This is a genomic window from Arthrobacter gallicola, assembly GCF_014836775.1.
In the GTDB taxonomy this organism is placed as follows: domain Bacteria; phylum Actinomycetota; class Actinomycetes; order Actinomycetales; family Micrococcaceae; genus Arthrobacter_B; species Arthrobacter_B gallicola.
This window is the reverse complement of sequence record NZ_JACSQD010000004.1, coordinates 220,048-237,855: the sequence shown is the minus strand read 5'-3', so window position 1 is coordinate 237,855 and position 17,808 is coordinate 220,048. Positions and strand designations below refer to the sequence as shown.

Below are 17,808 nucleotides of genomic sequence, written 5' to 3'. Positions count from 1 at the left end.
TCGGGCTGGCCTGCTCTGCCGGGGGAGGAGTCACCCTGGGCTACGGGACGTCCACTGGCGGATGACTGCTGCGGCTTAGTAACTGGAATGCTCCTTGTAGCGGGATTGCTCCGGGCAGGTGGTGTTCGCTGAACTGCGGGAGGTGTTGCCTGGGACCCTTTGCCGGACGCGTTGCCGTCCAGTGGCGGGGAGGTGCGCGGGGACTTTCCCGGCAGGGGTGCGCCTGCCCGCGGCGTCCGCTTCTGATCGCTCATGGTGAACGTCTGTCCTCCCTGTTCGTGGTCCCGCTGGTGTCCCGCAACGTCTGTTCCTCCCTGACTTTAGCGAATTTGCAGGTGACAGCGCAGTACGCGCCGGTAGCGGACCGGGAGTAAACTTGGAAGTTGAGTGCGCGTGAGGTCATGCAAGGGCACAACGCCGCGGGAAAGCATGTAACCTGTAGTTACGACAAATTGACCAAATTCCGGGGCCTCGCTCTCCTGCCCGAGCGACCACCTCCGGATCGACGCAAAAAGGGGGTCACGCCATGGGGCGCGGCCGTCAAAAGGCAAAAGCAACCAAGCAGGCACGCGAGATGAAGTACTTCACTCCTGCCACGGACTACTCGGCCCTTCAGCGTGAGCTGTCGGGACCTGCGAGCCGTCCTTCGAGTCGATATCCCGAGGAACCGGCCGAGCCGGATTACTCGGCGTACGAGGATAAGTACGCAGATCAATTTGGCGACGATGACGACGACGAGGGTTCCCGCCGCATCGGCTAGATGCAGCGAACGAATCGTTCTTCGGCAAGCCAATTGCCCTCCTTCAGCGGATCACCAGTCGGTGGATCCGCTGAAGGGCGTTTAAGCGGTTAATTCGCCAGCCGCCGCAGACTCCGCCGGAACCAGCCCGGCTTTCCCACCACGGGCCATCTCTAAAGACCAGCGGCGAAGACCAGCTCCGGGCATATGCAAAGAGGGTGGCCACTCCTTCGAGTGGCCACCCTCTTTGCGTTGAAAGCTGTGGAATGCCTAGGCGTAGCTGCCGACCAGACGCACTGCGCCGCCGTCGACACCCTTGGCGCCCTGGACGTAGTCCGGGTTAGCGGTGTCGGGTTCCCCTGCGGGTCCCACGGTGCCCATGGTCCAGGCCGGGACTCCGCGCTCGGCGAGGCGGGCCAGCGCTGCATCGGCACCGGCGGCGTCGACGATCGCGACCATACCGACGCCGAGGTTCAGTGTCCGCTCCAGATCCGGCAGCGGGACGTTGCCGAGTTCGCCCACGAGCTTGAAGACCGGGGGAAGTTCCCAGGTGGAGCGGTCAATGGTGGCTTCCATGCCCTTGGGCAGCACCCGGGCCAGGTTAGCGGCCAGACCGCCGCCGGTCACATGGCTGAACCCGTGGACACCTGCAGGGGCGTAGCGGGCCAGGTCCAGGCAGTCGGCTGCGTACACGCGGGTCGGTTCCAGCAGTTCTTCGCCGAGGGTGCGTCCCAGTTCCGGGATCTGGCGCTCGAGCTGCCAGCCGGCGTGATTGATGACGCGGCGGACCAGTGAGTAACCGTTGGAGTGAATACCGGAGGACGCCATGCCGATAACAACGTCACCGTTGCGAACGCGCTCCGGACCGAGCAGATCAGCAGCTTCGACGACGCCGGTGGCGGCACCGGCGACGTCGTACTCGTCAACACCGAGCAGGCCGGGGTGCTCCGCGGTCTCCCCGCCCACCAGGGCGGTGCCGGCAACTTCACAGGCGGCGGCAATGCCGCGCACAATATCCGCGATGCGTTCGGGGACCACCTTGCCGCAGGCAATGTAATCGGTCATAAACAGCGGTTCGGCGCCGACCACAACGATGTCGTCCACCACCATGCCCACCAGGTCGAAGCCGATGGTGTGGTGGATGTCCAGGGCCTGGGCGATGGCCACCTTGGTGCCGACCCCGTCGGTGGAGGTTGCCAGCAGGGGCTTCTTGTAGGTCAGCAGCCGGGAGACGTCGTAGAGCCCGGCGAAGCCGCCGACCCCGCCGATGACGTTGTTATTGTGCGTGGCCTTCACGGCCGCTTTCATCAGTTCAACGGCCTTGTCGCCGGCTTCGACGTCCACACCTGCGGAGGCGTAGGTGATGGCGTTTTCGCTCGCGCTCATACTGATTCTTTCTTGTCTGTCGGGGTCAGGAGGGTCTCGAATTCACTGTCCGGCCCGGGATCGCAGCCGTTGGATCCGTCCGCGTCCGCGGGGTTCTCCAGCAGGTTTTTGCCCAGGCGGTCAGCGGAGGGTAGTTCGATGGGGTAATCGCCGGTGAAGCAGGCCGTGCAGAGCTTTTCCCGCGGCTGCTGGGTGGCGCCGATCATCCCGTCGCCGGAGATGTAGGCCAGGGTGTCCGCTCCGATGGACGTGCAGATTTCTTCGATCTCGGCACCGTTGGCGATCAGTTCGGCCCGGGAAGCGAAATCGATGCCGTAGAAGCAGGGCCACTGAACGGGAGGAGAGGAGATCTTGACGTGGACTTCCTTGGCACCGACCTCACGCAGCATGCGCACGATGGCCCGCTGGGTGTTGCCGCGGACGATCGAGTCGTCCACCACCACCACACGCTTGCCGCGGATCACGGATTCCAGGGCATTGAGCTTCAGCTTGATCCCCAGCTGGCGCAGGGTCTGGCTGGGCTGAATGAAGGTGCGGCCCACGTAGGAGTTCTTCACGAAGCCATGCGCGAACGGGATGCCGGACTCCTCGGCGTAGCCCACGGCCGCGGGCGTGCCGGATTCCGGCACGGGAATCACAATGTCTGCTTCCACCGAATTTTCGCGGGCCAGCTGACGGCCCATTTCCACGCGGGATTCGTAGACGGAGCGCCCGTTGATTGAGGCATCGGGCCGGGCCAGGTAAACGTACTCGAACACGCAGCCGGCAGGGGTCGGTTCCCCGAAGGTCTGGGAACGGACACCGTTTTCATCGATCGCGATGAACTCACCGGGCTTGATCTCCCGGATGAAGGTGGCGCCGACGGTGGCCAGGGCAGAGCCTTCGGACGCGACGACCCAGCCGCGGTTCAGCCGGCCGAGGACCAGCGGGCGGACGCCGTAGGTGTCACGTGCGGCGTAGAGCGTGCCCTCATCCATAAAGACAAAGGAGAAAGCCCCGCGCAGCTTGGGCAGCAGCTCGAGCGCTGTTGCTTCCAGCGAGCGGCCGTCCGTGCCGTTGAGGAGGGCGGTGACCAGTGCTGTGTCGGAGGTGTTGCCCTGCGCGATTTCACCGGCGCGGGGGCGGCCCTGGCGTTCCAGGATCAATTCATACAGTTCTGCGGAGTTGGTGAGATTGCCGTTGTGGGCCAGGGCTACCGTGCCGGCGGCGGTCGCGCCGAGGGTCGGCTGCGCGTTGGCCCAGTGGGAGCCGCCGGTGGTGGAATAGCGGCAGTGGCCGATGGCGATGTGCCCCACCAAGGTGTTCAGGGTGGTCTCATCGAAAACCTGGGAGACCAGGCCCATATCCTTATAAACGCTGATCCGGTTGCCGTCGCTGGTTGCAATGCCGGCGGACTCCTGTCCGCGGTGCTGCAGCGCATACAGACCGTAATAGGTAAGCTTCGCTACCTCTTCGCCGGGGGCCCAGACACCGAAAACACCGCAGGCATCCTGCGGTCCTTTCTCGCCGGGCATGAGATCGTGGGAAAGCTTTCCGTCACCGCGTGCCATAGGAATTATTCTCTCATGATCACCGCGTGCAACCGGTTCTGGGGCAGTGCGTTACGCGGAGTGGGACCCGCCGGCGGTTCGCGGCTCGTCATCTGCTGCCTCGACGATGGCATGCTTGGCGCGGCGGACGCTGATCCGGTCCAGGACCAGCGCGAGAATCGAGCCCAGAGCCACGCCGGGAAGCGCAAGGATCACAAAGAAGAAGCCCAGCACCGATTCACGGGTGTACTGCGCATTCTCGGGGCCGGTGTAGGCCATAATGACGGCCACAACGAAGGCGGCAACCGCGCCCAGCACCATAAAGGGAACGAAGCGGGGAGCTCGGCGAATGGTGATCTCGCGCCGCTCAGGGCTGTGCTGCTCTGAAGTCATAGGGGAATTCTACCGGCAGTAGAGGCTACTGCCGGACGCCGGTGCCAAGTTCCGGGAAGAGCGGAAGACACTCGGAGAGGTCAGCTCGGAGCCCAGAGGCTGAGACTTTTCCGGCGGCGACGGCACCGGCCCAGGACTGGGCACCGGTCACCAGGCCCAGCCAGGTGGCGGCGTCTGTTTCCACCACGTTTGGCGGGGTGCCGCGGGTGTGGCGGGGGCCCGGGATGCACTGGGTGACGCCGAACGGAGGCACCCGGACTTCCACGCTGTTGCCCGGTACCCGTTCGGCCAGCTCTTCGAGGGCGTAGCGCACGGCCATCGCCGTCGTCGTCCGGTCTGTTCCGCCGGCCGCCGCGGCGCGGAGAGCGCGCTGGCCGTCGGCAGCGGAAATCCTGCGTCGTGCCACGGCTTAGTCCAGCAGCGCAGTGACGGGGGCGGCCAGCCGGAGGCTGCCCACCGGGTTGCCGCCGCCCAGGACCGGCGGCACCACCTTCGCGAGGACCTTGAAGACGGCCTCGGGGTCGACAGCGCCGCTGGCCGCGAGCAGGGTCAGGCCCACCAGGGTGGCGGCCCGGCCATTACCGTCGAGCATCTTGAGCGCCACGGCAACGCCGGTGCTGGTGCCCAGGACCAGCACACCTTCGGCGCCGCTCTTGGCGATGATCCCCAGGTCTTCCATGACCGTGGTGTTTTCCTTGCCGGCGCCGTGTACGGCCCACGGGTAGTCGAGCATGGCCGTGGCCACGGTGGCAGCCCGCGCGTCGCCGTGCTTGCCGGACGGGGCCTGGGCCAGCCGGCCGATGCCCCGGGCGAGGCCGGTTAAGGAAACCGCCGCCAGCGGAGCCCCGCAGCCATCCACAGCCCAGTGGGCCGGTGCTTCACCGCAGTATTCCTCGACCACGCGGGCCACGCCCTGCTGCATCGGATGCCGGGGATCCAGGTACGTACCGGTGTCCCAGCCGTTTTCGGTGCAGGCCCACAGGAATGCGGCATGTTTGCCGGAGCAGTTGAAGGCGATTTTCTGCTTGCCTGCGCCGGAGCGGATCAATGCTGTCCGGGCTTCCTCGTTCTGTGGCCAGTCCGCCGGGCACTGCAGGTGGTCTTCGGTCAGGCCTGCGGCCTCCAGCATGCCGCGGACGACGTCGGTGTGTTCCTTGGCGCCGGTGTGGCTGGCTGCGGCCAGGGCCACCTGCGGTCCACGCAGTGGAACGCCGGCCTGCATGGCGGCAACTGCCTGGAAGGGTTTTAGGGAGGAGCGGGGGAACACCGGTGTTGTGATGTCGCCCAGGGAAGTCACCACCGACCCGTCTCCGGAGAGGACGACGGCGGACCCCACGTGCCGGGACTCAATGAAGCCGTTGCGTTCCACAACGGCGAGTTCGACGGCATCAGCGGCAGTAAAGGTGGCAGACATACTGCCAGTCTACGAAAGTCCGGGGGACAGTCCGGGACGCATGCAGCGAAGCGCCGCGCGTTGTTGCCGAGGTGGGGTGTGGACGGTAGCTTCACCGCGCTGGATGCGGGAGCGGACCGCCGCATCGTCCGGAGAAAGGTGAGGGGCGCACGCGGTGAGGCAGGGGTGCGATGACCGCCCCAGCACCGCCATCGAGTCCGCCTGCCCCATAGCCCGCGCCGGCGAACCTGGAGAGCCCGCCGCTTCTCACTATCCGCTCTGCCCGCAGTGCGTGCAACGCATCGGGGCGAAACCCGGTACGGGAGCCGCCGTCATGCAGCTGCCCCGGCTTTCAGGGCGTGCGTCCCTGCCAGTACGCTGAATGACTGTGAAGGTTCTTGTTGTTGGCCCCGGCGGCCGCGAACACGCCATTGTCCGGGCACTGCTGGCTGATCCCTACGTTTCGGAAGTCCATGCGGCTCCTGGTAACGCCGGAATCGCCCAGATTGTGCCAGTCCATCCCGTCAACGCCAGCGATCCGGCGGCTGTGACCGAACTGGCTCAGCGCCTCGGTTCGGACCTTGTGGTCGTGGGGCCTGAGGCCCCGCTCGCCGCAGGCGTCTCCGATGCCCTGCGCGACGCCGGTATTCCGGTCTTCGGTCCCTCCCGCGAAGCGGCTCAGCTTGAAGCCTCGAAGGCGTTCGCCAAGCAGATCATGGCCGCCGCCAACGTTCCCACGGCCATGGCCAGGGTTGCCGCCACCGCTGAGGAAGCCGCCGACGCGCTGGACACCTTTGGCGCACCCTATGTTGTGAAGGACGACGGGCTCGCGGCGGGGAAGGGTGTCGTCGTTACCTCAGACCGGGACGAAGCCCTGGCCCACGCACAGGCCTGCTTCGACGCCGGCGGAACCGTGGTGATCGAGGAATACCTGGACGGGCCGGAGGTCTCCCTGTTTGTCCTCTCCGACGGGCGGCACGTGGTGCCGCTTGCTCCGGCACAGGACTTCAAACGGATCTTCGATAATGACGAAGGACCGAACACCGGCGGTATGGGTGCTTACTCGCCTCTGGAGTGGGCGCCGGCAAACCTGGTGGACGATGTGATTGCGCGCGTCGCACAGCCGACCGTGGATGAAATGGCCGCCCGCGGCACCCCGTTTGTCGGTGTGCTCTACTGCGGATTGGCCCTGACCTCCCGCGGCATGCGCGTCATCGAGTTCAACGCCCGCTTCGGTGACCCGGAAACCCAGGCCGTCCTGGCCCGGCTGAAGACTCCGCTCGGGGGACTCCTGCTGGCTGCCGCCAAGGGCGAACTGGATGCCATGGAGCAGCTGAAATGGGACGCACGCACGGCAGTCGCCGTCGTCGTCGCCTCGAAAAACTACCCGGACACCCCACGCACCGGAGACCCGATCCTGGGCCTGGTGGAAGCGGAAGCGATGGAGGGCGTGCACGTGCTGCACGCCGGCACCCGGCTCGACGCCGCGGAAATCGTCAGCGCCGGAGGGCGGGTCCTCGCCGTCGTGGCCCTGGGCCAGGACCTGGTGCAGGCCCGGGAGCTTGCCTATGCGGGTGTCGCCGCGATTGAGCTGGAAGGCTCACAGCACCGCAGCGACATTGCGCTGAAGGCTTCCCTCGGGGAAATCGTGGTGCCGGCCGGCAGCGCGGGGATCGACAATGAGAAGGAACTTTCATGAGCCAGGCACCGCAGCTGCAGGGCTGGGAGCACATCTACTCCGGTAAAGTCCGCGACCTGTATGTCCCGGCCGGCCCCGACGCAGCGCAGGACAGGGTGCTGGTGGTCGCCAGCGACCGGATCAGCGCCTACGACCATGTCCTTTCCAGCACCATCCCGGACAAGGGCCGGATCCTGACGCAGCTCAGCCTGTGGTGGTTCGAACAGCTGGAGAACATCCCCAACCACGTGATTTCTGCGGACGAAGGAGTTCCGGCCGAAGTCGCCGGGCGGGCCATGATCTGCAAGAAGCTGGCGATGTACCCGGTGGAGGCGATCGCCCGCGGCTATCTCACCGGGTCCGGGCTCCTTGAGTACAAGGACTCCCAGACCGTCTGCGATGTGCCGCTGCCAGCTGGCCTGGTGGACGGCTCGCGGCTGGAGCCGGCCATCTTCACGCCGTCGGCCAAGGCCGAGGTGGGCGAGCATGACGAGAACATTAATTACGACGCCGTTGTGGCGGCCGTGGGTGCCGAAACCGCCGCGACGATCCGCACCCTGACGCTGGAAATCTACACCACCGCCGAGGCGATTGCCCGCGAGCGGGGGATCATCCTGGCGGACACCAAAGTGGAGTTCGGGCTGGATCCGGCCACCGGACTGGTCACCCTGGGCGATGAGGTGCTCACCCCGGATTCCTCACGGTTCTGGGATGCGTCCCTGTACGAGCCCGGCCAGGCGCAGCCGTCCTTTGACAAACAGTATGTCCGGGACTGGCTGACCTCCCCCGAGTCCGGCTGGGACAAGGCATCGGACACACCGCCTCCCGCACTGCCGGCCGACGTCGTCGAGCGCACCCGCGCCCGGTACGTCGACGCGTACGAGCGGCTGACCGGAAAAACGTTCGTCTAACTTTCCAGCAACAGTGAGCGAAAGCGGCCCCGGGATTTCCCGGGGCCGCTTTGTGTCAGCCCCGGAAGGTCAGGTGTACGACGCCGCTTTCCGCCGTTTCCGCACTGACGTCGTAGGCGTCTTCCAAGCCGCGGAGACCCTCCCACAGGTTGATGCCGCGGCCCAGCAGGATGGGGGTGATGCCCACGTGCAGCTGATCCACCAGTCCGGCCTCCAGGAAAGCCTTGACCACCGTGGGGCCCCCGCCCACCCTGACGTCCTTGCCCGCGGCGGTTTCCGTGGCCAGGTCCAGCGCGTCCTCGGGGGAGGCGGCGAGGAACTCGAACCGGGTTCCATTGGCCATTTCAATCGGTTGGCGCTGAGCATGCGTCAGGACATAGACCGGGACCCGGAACGGAGGCTCGTCCCCCCACCATCCCTGCCAATCCGGGTCGTCGGGGAAATTATGCAGACCGAACATGCCGGCTCCCATGATTTCCGCGCCGATCTGGTCAAAGTACGACTCGGCGTACTTGTCATCCACGCCGGTGGTCCCTTCACCGCTGGTTTCCTGCAGGACCCGCTCCCGGAAGGTGCGGGTGGCGGAGTACGGGCCGACCAGCCGGCTCCAGTCCTGCCCGAACGGGTTTTCCGGAGTCTGATCCGTGGTGGTGGCGTATCCGTCAAGGGAAATGTTCAGGTCTACACGAACAGCCATGGAGGGCTCCTGGGCAGCTAGACAGAGAGTGAACCCGAGCTTACCTACGCGGCCGAACGATGCAAGGGATGGACGCTGTCCCGGTGCTAGGGGCGGCGGACTTTTACACCCAGGGAGGAGAGCCCGGCGACAATGTTGTCGTTGAGGCCCGAGTCGGAGATGATCCAGTCGAAATCGGCCAGATTGAGCGCACGGAACCTGCCGAAGGTGCCGTATTTGGAGCTGGCCGCGACGAGAACCGTCTCTGAGGAGATCGCTGCTGCAGCCTGCTTCACTTCAACTTTTGATTCCGTGGGTGTTGTCAGGCCTCGGGTAAGGTCCCAGGAGCTGGTGGAGATGAAGGCGATATCAACCGCCAGCTCCCGCAGCATGGCAGCGGCGAGCCGACCGACTGTAGAGTGATTTCCCTTGTCAACCCGGCCTCCGATGCTGATGATTTCGGTGGTGGGATGCGGAATCAGCTCGCGGATGATTGCCACGTCGTTGGTGACCACGGTGAGGTCGCGGACATGGGCAATCAGCGGCACGATCGCGAGCATGCTCGTCCCCGCATCGAGGTAAATCGTCATCGAGTCTTCAACCATGGCGGCGGCAATGGCGGCCATTGCCGTTTTCTCGCTCGAATCGACGAGAACCTTTTCCTCATGGCTTGGCTCGACCGTTAGGCGGCTGGCAATCTTGGCGCCGCCCGGCACTGAGACTGCTCTGCCTTCTTCTTCCAGCACGGCAACGTCACGCCGGATCGTCATGTGGCTTACATCAAGCAGGGAAGAGAGCTGATTGAAGCTCAAAACCTGTTCCCGCCGCAGGTGCTTCAGGATGAGCTCACGCCGCTGGTCGGGGATCAACGGACCGGATTCAGCAGGATCAGCGTTCACAGTGGGCACCCCTTTCAGCTCAGAAGCCACCTTATCGGTTTCCCAGCGTCCAGTCCGACCCGTAACGCCCGGTCAGCTCGGTGATCTCGGCATCGGTAAGCAGACGCCGTTCCTGGCCCGCCGTGAGCAGGGCGATCCTGGATGCTTCTTCAACCTCAACGGCGGCATCAATGGCACCGGCTAAAGTGCGGGCGCTCGTCACCTGCCCATGGTTTTGCAGGAGCGCTGAAGAAAAGGGGTAATCGATTGCTAAGAGCAGCTTTCCGAGATCGGCAGATCCTGGCGCACGGTAGGGCACCAAAGGGGTCTGGCCCGCACGCATGACGAAGTACGGGGTGAGGGGTGGGAGGGCGCTGGCCTCCGACCACGGCGAAACACACGAGGCGGCAACCGCCTGGGCTGAGTGCACATGCACTACGGCGTAATGATCGGGATTCTTGCGGTAGAGCCCCAGATGCAGTCCGATCTCTTTCGACGGCTTGTCACCGGAAAGCCAATCCCCCTCGGGGCTCAGCACAGATATCCGGTCAGGATCGAGTGCGCCCAGGCTGGAGCCACCGGGCGTGATGTAGATTCGTCCGTCATCCCCGCGAACCGAAATATTACCGCTGCTCCCTGGGCTCAAACCGGCAGCGACCACCGCTTTGCCCGCATCGACAAGCTCTCCGATAAGGCGTGTGCCGGGCTGTGCAGCCGTCATCCGCCGAGCCTGTTCCATGCGGTGGTGAACATATCTTCCGTTCCGAAGTTTCCTGATTTGAGTGCGAGATTGACGGCCACCCCGGTGCGGGTTGTGCCGAACGCCCAGCACACGCCGGGCGCGATCTCTTTGCCAATCACGAGGCTGTTGAGGCCAAGCGACCTGACCACGGCGCCGGAAGTTTCACCGCCGGCCACGATGATGCGGGAGAAACCGTGTGCCGGGTTCGTCGCCTCGGCCGCGATGCGAGCCAACAGCCACTCCACACGCTCGGCCGGATCGATTCCCCCGGTGGCAAGCTCTCGAGAGAGAATGAGGTCATCGAGCGAGTCAACGGCATAAACGAGGACCACGGCGTCCGGGTCCTGTGCTGCGAGGAAGTCCATACTCTCGAGCAGCAGCTTTTCCGGGTCATCGAGGAGACGCTGCACATCAATCTTCAGCGCGGGCATCCCGGTCAGGGCATGGGCCACCTGTCCCCGGGTCGCGGTGGAGGCGCTTCCTGACAAAACCAGACGGCGTCCGCCTGTCACGGTCATAGGAGGCGCCGTGGTGGTGGCACGGGGCTCGAGGCCGAGCGCCAAACCCGACCCGCCCGAAACCAGAATGTCGTCGGACGTCGCCCGCGCGATCACCCCCAGCTGAGCATTTGAGGCAGCATCCACGACAACATAGCGCGCTGTCTGGGAGTCGAGAGCGATCTTCAACTGAGCATCACCAGCATCCACGGGTGCGGAGTCTATCTCGGCCACCGGGTTCGGAGTCTGCGGCTGGAGAATCTCAGACACCCTGGAGCGGGTCATCGGGGTGAGCGGGTGGGTGCGCATGGAGGAATGCTCCAGCAGATCGCCGCCGACGTAGAGCACACCGTCGACTACGGTGCGTCCGTTGTCAGGGAAGGAAGGGACCACAACGGTGCGGTGGACGCCGAGCCGGCTGCTGAGTGCGTCAAGCACCGGTCCAATGTTGCCCTCATCTGTGGAATCGAAGGTGGAACAGTACTTGAAGTAGAACCGCCGGCAGCCGAGCGATTGCAGAAACTCCAAGGCACGCAGGGAGTCGGATACCGCCGCCGCGACGGGGGCCGTGCGCGTTTTCAGCGCGACCACAACCGCCTCATAGCGCGAAAAGTCGTTATCTACGCTGCCGAGTCCTTCCTCCGGAACAACGATCACGTCAAACCCGCGCTTCGCGAGGTTTGTTGCGAGGTCAGTCGCTCCTGTGAAGTCGTCCGCGATTGCGCCCAACTGGCTCACAACACTGCTCCATTTCTTTTAGGGCTCCGATGACCAAGGTTATGGATCCACCCTGATGTCCATTCAATCATGCATGTGAAAAATTGTGTGAATATTTGACAATGCTATAAATCAGCAATAATTTTTGTGAAACATGACTCAGTGCACCCGACGCACGGGGTTCGTTCAGAGAGGAACCAAACAACTATGGAATCCGTCACTCCGGTCCCAGCTGCTCCCGCAGCTGCTCCCATCACGGTGGCCCTGACCGGTGCGAGTGGTGGATTTGGCCGCACCTTCCTGGCGCAGCTGAAAAAGCTTCCCACGATGCGCCCCAGCGTGCTCGTCGATCTGAACCTCGAGGCCCTCTCCACGATGCTGGACTCACTCGGCTACGACCGGGCAACGTGGCACGTGTGCGCAAGCCGTGACCAAGCGGACGCTGTGGTTGCCTCCGGACGCACAGCGCTGGTCGCAGACATCGAACTTCTTTCCGCAGCGTCTTACGACGTGCTTGTTGAAGCAACCGGCAGCACGCGCGCCGGCTTCGCGTTTGCCTGCCGCGCGATCGCGCAGGAGCGCCACGTCATCATGGTCAGCAAGGAAGTGGAGAGTCTCGCAGGGGTCTATCTCGCAGACCTCGCAAAGCAGTCCGGTGTCAGCTACCTCCCCGGAATGGGCGATCAGCCCGCGAACCTGCTGGCCCTGCTCGCCTGGGTACAGGCAGTCGGCCTGGAGGTGGTCGCAGTCGGGAAATCCAGCGAGTATGACCTCAACTTCGATCCGGACTCCGGTCTGGTGCGCCAGGTTTCAGAAACCGCCCACGCCCCGGAGCTCCAAGGTCTTCTTTGTCTTGGCAGCGATGTGAGCGCAACGCTTGCCGCCCGTGCTCATGCTGTCAGGAGCTTCAAGCGCGCGGCAGCCGCAGACTACTGCGAGATGGCTGTGGTCTCCCAGTACTCGGGTTACCACCCGGACGTCGAAGCCATGCATTACCCCGTTGCACGCCCCAACGAGCTCGCGGATATCTACGCACTGCGTGAGCACGGCGGAATTCTCTCCAGCGAGGGCGCAACCGACGTCTTCAGCATGCTGCGCCTGCCCAACGAAGCCAGTTTCGCTGGCGGTGTCTTCGTGGTTGTGAAGACCAATGACGAGCAGACGTGGTCGATTTTGCGGGACAAGGGCCACGTGGTCAGCCGCGACGGACGCTGCGCCTGTATCTTCAGCCCCTATCACTTCATGGGCGTCGAGACGCCGCTGTCGGTGCTCGCGTCAGTGGATCCCCACCGGGTTCCAAAGGAACCCCGGCAGTACTCCACCCTCGCTGGCCGTGCCGAAATCGATCTTCCGGCGGGCACCGAGCTGCGGGTTGCCGGGCACCACCACGAGATTGCTGGGGTAGCGCCCGTTCTCTGCGCCGCCAGTGACGTCACCGACGACGTGGCACCGTTCTATCTCCTCGATCGCACAACCCTTGCACGGCCGGTTGCTGCCGGCGAATTGATCTCGATCAACGACGTCGCCGGCTTTGGAGCTGAGCTCTGGGAGGCCTTCCAGAGCGGTCGCGCACTGAGCACGGTTACAGCGTGATGGAGGCTGCAGCGCTGCGCATCCTCGACGCACACCACCACTTCTGGAACTTCGAGGGTGATGGTTATTACCCCTGGCTGCAGGGTGAATACAACGAGAACTTCTTCCTCGGCGACTACACGGGCATGCTTCAGACCTTCCTGCCGGAGCAGTACGGTGGCGCAACCGCAGGGTATTCGGTGGTCGGCACGGTACACGTCGAGGCCGAACGTGCCCGGGACCAGGAGGTCGCGGAGACCCGCTTCCTGGAGTCGTTGCACGGGGCTGACTCACGTTTCCCCGCCGCAATCGTTGCGCACGCGACGCTGGCCAGACAAGACGCAGCCGAAGTGCTGGCCCAGCAGGCGGCGAGCCCGCTGGTGCGCGGAATCCGGTCGAAGCCTGTCACGTCACCGAGCACCGACCGCTCGGTGTTCGGCGAACCCGGCACGCTCCAGGACCCCCGCTTCATTGAGGGTCTGGCTCTGCTGGAAACCCACGGGCTGTCCTGGGACCTTCGGGTGCCGTACTGGCACCTCAGCGAGGCAGCCGAGGTCGTCGAACAGTTTCCGGGCATCACGGTGATCATCAATCACTGCGGTCTCCCGCTCGACCGTTCTGCCGACGGCATCGCTGCTTGGCGCGTCGGGATGGAGGCGCTGGCCGCGCTGCCGAACACCGCGGTGAAGGTCTCAGAGCTGGGGCTTCCGCGCAATCGCTGGGACCGCGCATCCAATGAAGCAGTCGTTGCCGACACGGTGGCAATTTTCGGTTATGAGCGCTCAATGTTCGCATCGAATCTGCCCGTCGCCACTCTTACGGCACCAACCTTCGGGGAGGTTGTCGACACCGTTCTTGCCGCCCTCCCGTCCGCCAGCCGGGAGCAACTCGACCGGCTGTTCTCGGAGACGGCGGCTGAATATTACAACGTCGATCTCTCCACCCTCACCTAGCCTTTCCCCACCACACCACTAAAGGATCTGTAATGGGCGTCAACGACGACAAGCTTTTCAGAAAGATTTACACGCGCATCCTGCCGCTCGTGATGGTCGGATTCTTCCTCTCCTACCTTGACCGCGTAAATGTCGGGTTCGCAAAGCTCGAAATGAGCTCCGATCTCGGTTTTTCCGAGGCCGTTTTCGGGCTCGGAGCCGGCGTCTTCTTCATCGGGTATTTCATTTTCGAGGTGCCATCCAACCTCATTTTGGCGAAGGTCGGTGCACGAAAGTGGATCGCACGCATCATGATTACCTGGGGAATCATCTCGGGCCTGATGTTCTTCGTTGACTCGGAGTGGATGTTCTACACCCTGCGCTTCCTTCTCGGCGTCGCCGAGGCCGGGTTCATACCCGGGGTGCTGTATTACATGAGCCAGTGGTTCCCGGCGAGCCGCCGTGGCCGGGCGTGGGGAATCTTCTACCTCGCACTGGCTATGTCCGGGGTTGTCGGCGGACCGCTCTCCGGCATCGTTATGAATGCGACGCACGGTGCGTTCGGTATTCAGGGCTGGCAGTGGCTGTTTGTGATCGAGGCAGTACCGACCGTCATCCTGGGCTTCGTCGTCTTCAAGTATCTGCGCGAGGACTACCGCACCGCTCCCTGGCTGAACGAGGCTGAGAAGGCCCGTCTCGGCGAGATGCTTGCGGCTGAAGCACCAGCGGGCAGCCATATGAAGGTCAGCGAAGTGTTCCGCAGCAGGCTGCTCTGGCTGCTGGCCCTCATCTACTTTTCCTACAACTTCGCGTTGTACGGCATCGGCTTCTGGCTGCCGAGTCTCATCCAGGGCCTGGGGATCACGGACACTCTTCAGATCGGTTTCGTTTCAGCGATTCCCAGCCTCGCTGCGATGGTGGCGATGCTTGCCTTCGGATTTAGCTCCGACCGCCACGGCGAGCGGAAAAAACACATTGCCGCCGCGTTTGCCCTCAGCTGCTCGGGCTTCATCATCTGCGTTGTCGCCGGCCCCGATCCTCTGTTCGGCATCATCGGGCTGAGCCTTGCGAACGCGGGAGCACTGGCTATCCCAGCCATCTTCTGGAGTTTCCAGACCGCAATGCTCACCGGAACCGCCCTCGCCGGCGGCATAGCCCTGATCAACTCCACCGGCAACCTCGCCGGCTTTGCGGCGCCCTACCTGATGGGCTTTGTGCGGGATGCCACCGGCAGCTCGAACATCGCGCTGCTCGTCTCAGCCGGGTTTATGGTCCTGGGTGCCACTCTCGTGCTCACGGTTCGTGCCTCCCGCTCTGCGGGTGAGCCGGCAACCGCCTCTGCCAAGAAGGAACTCGTTAGATGAGTGCAACACAACCCATTACCTCAGCCACGGGAAAGCACCGCTCAAAGCCGACGAACATCCGTTGGAGCGTCGTCATCATCCTGTTCCTGTTCTACACAGTGAACTCGATTGACCGCAGTTCACTCGGCGTTGCCATGCCGACGATTGTTGAGGAGTTTGAACTCTCAGCAACCATGCAGGGCGTGATCCTCAGTGCCTTCTTCTGGACCTACTGCCTGCTGCAGATTCCGGGCGGGCTGGCCGCGGACAAGTTTGGCCCACGTACGGTGATCGGAATCGCCTCCGCCGTCTGGGGCATGTTCACCGCCTTCGCCGGGCTCGCAGCAAATGGGGTCATGCTCATCCTGGCCAGGCTCGGCCTCGGAGCGTTCGAAGCGCCGTACATGCCGTCCGCGTCGAAGCTCGTGTCCAACTGGATGCCTCCCAAGCGCAGGGCGAGCGGCGTCACCCTGATCGACAGCGGCGCTCCACTGGGGGCTGCCTTCGGCGGCCTTCTCGTCGCCTGGCTGATCGCTTCAACGGGATCCTGGCGGTGGTCGTTCATTATCATCGGCCTCTCTACGGTTGTCATCGGATTTCTCGTGTTTCTTTACATCCGGAACCATCCACGTGAGCACAAGCTCGTCAACGAGGCCGAGGTGGAACTGGTGAGCATCTCCGCCGAAGCGGAAGGTGAGAAGCCGGGCGTCAGCCGCGCCAACATCACCGCCATGGTGATTGGCCGCCTCGGCTGGGCGATGGTGTTCTGGGGGCTCGTTACCTGGGGGCCCAGTTACCTGAGCAACGCTCGTGGACTCGACCTGGCCGCCATGGGGTTCGCGACGTTCATCATTTTCCTCTGCGGCGCGGTGGGGGAGATTCTCAGCGGGTTCCTGGCCGACCGCCTCCAAAAGCGGTTCTCCCGTAACTTCGCCTTCAAACTGCTGTTCGGCGGCTCGGGCGCAATCAGCCTTGCCGCCCTCGTCGCGCTGCCGTTTGTCAGCGACGCGGGTACTGCCGTGGTCCTGCTCTGCATCGGTGTTTTCTTCAACCTCTTTGGTGGCCTGTACTGGACGATTCCCGCCATGCTCGCAGAAAAGGAGAAGGTCGGCCTCGTCGGCGGAACCATGAACTTTGCGGGTACATCGGCAGGGATCATTGTGCCGATCGCCGCCGGCGTGCTGCTGGACGTGACCGGCGGCTACGAAGCCGTCCTGGCGTTCCTGGCGATCGCCGCAGCCGTCTATCTGGCCGCGTCCCTCTCGATTAACTTCTCCGGAACCAAAAAGGACGCGGCCGTTGTCTGACGCTCTTCCATACGCCGGAGATGTAATCGACGCGCACCACCATGTCTGGGACCTTGAGCGCAATCACTACCCGTGGTTGACGCCCGAGGTCACGGTGCCACACCGGTACGGCGATTACACCGCGATCAAACGCAGTTATCTGGCGGACGATTACCTGGCAGACATCGCCGGGCACCGGGTAACAGCGAGCGTGTATATGGAAGCGGAGTGGGATCCTGCCGACCCGATCGGGGAGAGCCGCTACATCGCTGACGTTGCGGCGGAGAGCGGTTATCCGGGAGCTGCCGTGGCGCAGGCCTGGCTCGACGCTCCTGACGTGGCTGCGACGCTGGCGGCGCAGGCTGCGTTTCCGCTGGTGCGCAGCGTGCGGCATAAACCCGGAGGGGCGGCAAGCCGCAGCGAAGCTATGGCCGGACGCAGGTCCCTGATGAGCGATCCGATGTGGCGCGCAGGGTACGGGCTGCTCGCCCGCTACGGACTCCATTTCGAGCTGCAGACACCGTGGTGGAACCTGGGGGAGGCAACCGAACTTGCCAGGGATTTTCCCGAAACCACGCTGGTGATCAACCACTCGGGAGTCCTGCTCGACCGCTCACCTGAGACTGTGGACGGATGGCGGGCGGCGCTGGAACGGATCGCCGCATGCCCGAACGTCGTCATCAAAGCTTCGGGCCTGTGCGTCGAGGGGGTTCCGTTCTCGGCTGCGCTCAACCGCGAGGTGGTGCTCGAAATGATCCGGATCTTCGGGCCCGACCGCGTGATGTTCGGCAGTAACTTCCCGGTTGACGGTATGTTCGCAACCTATGGCGAACTGCTGGGGAGTTTCCTGGACATTACGTCCTCCCTGAGCGACGCCGGCAAATCGGCTGTCTTCTTCGATACCGCCAACCGCGTCTACCGCCCCCTCGCGGCAAACGCCGCTTAACCCATCCCGCTGCCGGCCGGCTTGACCCTCGTCGAAGCCGGCCGGCAGCGGGACCGCACGCATCAGAAGGCAATAAAAAAGGACCCGCTGTGAAAGCAGGTCCTTTTTTGATTTGGTCGGGGTGACAGGATTTGAACCTGCGACCTCGTCGTCCCGAACGACGCGCGCTACCAAGCTGCGCCACACCCCG

17 protein-coding genes and 1 tRNA gene are annotated in these 17,808 nt (G+C 64.0%); 8 read left to right on the top strand and 10 right to left on the bottom strand.

All coding sequences use genetic code 11. The annotated features are described in order from the left end of the window. Positions 1-526 precede the first annotated feature (526 nt). Complete coding sequence (locus H9639_RS10550; RefSeq protein ID WP_191808037.1) at positions 527-760, top strand: DUF3073 domain-containing protein; 234 nt, start codon at positions 527-529, stop codon at positions 758-760. Between the two features lie 249 nt (positions 761-1,009). On the opposite strand, the gene purM is transcribed toward H9639_RS10550, so the two are convergent. Genes purM through H9639_RS10525 form a run of 5 tightly spaced genes read right to left on the bottom strand, consistent with a single transcriptional unit; the run spans position 1,010 to position 5,461 of the window. Continuing rightward, a complete protein-coding gene (gene purM, locus H9639_RS10545; protein ID WP_191808036.1) occupies positions 1,010-2,125 on the bottom strand; it encodes a phosphoribosylformylglycinamidine cyclo-ligase in 1,116 nt (371 codons plus the stop codon). Beyond that, positions 2,122-3,675, bottom strand: coding sequence for an amidophosphoribosyltransferase (gene purF / locus H9639_RS10540; protein WP_191808035.1), 1,554 nt, complete (start codon positions 3,673-3,675; stop codon positions 2,122-2,124). The genes purM and purF overlap by 4 nt, the downstream gene beginning before the upstream one ends. A 51-nt stretch (positions 3,676-3,726) precedes the next feature. Continuing rightward, on the bottom strand, positions 3,727-4,047 hold the full coding sequence (locus H9639_RS10535) for a hypothetical protein (protein ID WP_191808034.1): 321 nt from the start codon (positions 4,045-4,047) through the stop codon (positions 3,727-3,729). A 25-nt stretch (positions 4,048-4,072) separates the two neighbouring features. Continuing rightward, the gene (locus H9639_RS10530) at positions 4,073-4,453 is read right to left on the bottom strand and encodes a sterol carrier family protein (protein ID WP_191808033.1); all 381 of its coding nucleotides are present in this window, start codon (positions 4,451-4,453) and stop codon (positions 4,073-4,075) included. A gap of 3 nt (positions 4,454-4,456) precedes the next feature. Further along, positions 4,457-5,461, bottom strand: coding sequence for an asparaginase (locus H9639_RS10525; protein ID WP_191808032.1), 1,005 nt, complete (start codon positions 5,459-5,461; stop codon positions 4,457-4,459). 367 nt (positions 5,462-5,828) lie between these two features. Between H9639_RS10525 and purD the strand changes: the two genes are divergently transcribed. Both purD and H9639_RS10515 read left to right on the top strand, forming a co-directional pair. Then, positions 5,829-7,139, top strand: a complete 1,311-nt coding sequence (purD, locus tag H9639_RS10520) for a phosphoribosylamine--glycine ligase (RefSeq protein ID WP_191808149.1) — start codon at positions 5,829-5,831, stop codon at positions 7,137-7,139. After that, positions 7,136-8,029, top strand: a complete 894-nt coding sequence (locus tag H9639_RS10515; protein WP_191808031.1) for a phosphoribosylaminoimidazolesuccinocarboxamide synthase — start codon at positions 7,136-7,138, stop codon at positions 8,027-8,029. The genes purD and H9639_RS10515 overlap by 4 nt, the downstream gene beginning before the upstream one ends. Positions 8,030-8,084: 55 nt before the next feature. Here H9639_RS10515 and H9639_RS10510 read toward each other — a convergent pair whose 3' ends face one another. The 4 genes from H9639_RS10510 to otnK form a co-directional block, all read right to left on the bottom strand. Then, positions 8,085-8,726, bottom strand: coding sequence for a dihydrofolate reductase family protein (locus H9639_RS10510; RefSeq protein ID WP_191808030.1), 642 nt, complete (start codon positions 8,724-8,726; stop codon positions 8,085-8,087). Between the two features lie 86 nt (positions 8,727-8,812). After that, entirely contained in the window at positions 8,813-9,604 is a 792-nt protein-coding gene (locus H9639_RS10505; RefSeq protein ID WP_191808029.1) for a DeoR/GlpR family DNA-binding transcription regulator, read from the bottom strand. A gap of 31 nt (positions 9,605-9,635) precedes the next feature. After that, entirely contained in the window at positions 9,636-10,304 is a 669-nt protein-coding gene (locus H9639_RS10500; protein WP_191808028.1) for a class II aldolase/adducin family protein, read from the bottom strand. Continuing rightward, positions 10,301-11,560: a 3-oxo-tetronate kinase gene (otnK, locus tag H9639_RS10495; protein WP_191808027.1), complete on the bottom strand. Its 1,260-nt coding sequence runs from the start codon at positions 11,558-11,560 to the stop codon at positions 10,301-10,303. Before otnK ends, H9639_RS10500 begins: the two co-directional genes overlap by 4 nt. A 186-nt stretch (positions 11,561-11,746) precedes the next feature. Here otnK and H9639_RS10490 point away from each other — a divergent pair, with 186 nt between their 5' ends. Genes H9639_RS10490 through H9639_RS10470 form a run of 5 tightly spaced genes read left to right on the top strand, consistent with a single transcriptional unit; the run spans position 11,747 to position 17,618 of the window. Next, on the top strand, positions 11,747-13,132 hold the full coding sequence (locus H9639_RS10490) for a homoserine dehydrogenase (protein ID WP_191808026.1): 1,386 nt from the start codon (positions 11,747-11,749) through the stop codon (positions 13,130-13,132). Further along, positions 13,132-14,064 (top strand): amidohydrolase family protein, encoded by a 933-nt coding sequence (locus H9639_RS10485; RefSeq protein WP_191808148.1) that lies wholly within the window; start codon positions 13,132-13,134, stop codon positions 14,062-14,064. Before H9639_RS10490 ends, H9639_RS10485 begins: the two co-directional genes overlap by 1 nt. A gap of 32 nt (positions 14,065-14,096) precedes the next feature. Further along, positions 14,097-15,407: an MFS transporter gene (locus H9639_RS10480; RefSeq protein WP_191808025.1), complete on the top strand. Its 1,311-nt coding sequence runs from the start codon at positions 14,097-14,099 to the stop codon at positions 15,405-15,407. Further along, positions 15,404-16,693 carry an MFS transporter gene (locus H9639_RS10475; protein ID WP_191808024.1) on the top strand — a complete coding sequence of 430 codons (1,290 nt, stop codon included), beginning with the start codon at positions 15,404-15,406 and terminating at the stop codon, positions 16,691-16,693. The genes H9639_RS10480 and H9639_RS10475 overlap by 4 nt, the downstream gene beginning before the upstream one ends. Next, on the top strand, positions 16,686-17,618 hold the full coding sequence (locus H9639_RS10470; RefSeq protein ID WP_191808023.1) for an amidohydrolase family protein: 933 nt from the start codon (positions 16,686-16,688) through the stop codon (positions 17,616-17,618). Before H9639_RS10475 ends, H9639_RS10470 begins: the two co-directional genes overlap by 8 nt. Positions 17,619-17,731: 113 nt before the next feature. Here H9639_RS10470 and H9639_RS10465 read toward each other — a convergent pair. After that, positions 17,732-17,808 (bottom strand) — tRNA-Pro (locus tag H9639_RS10465).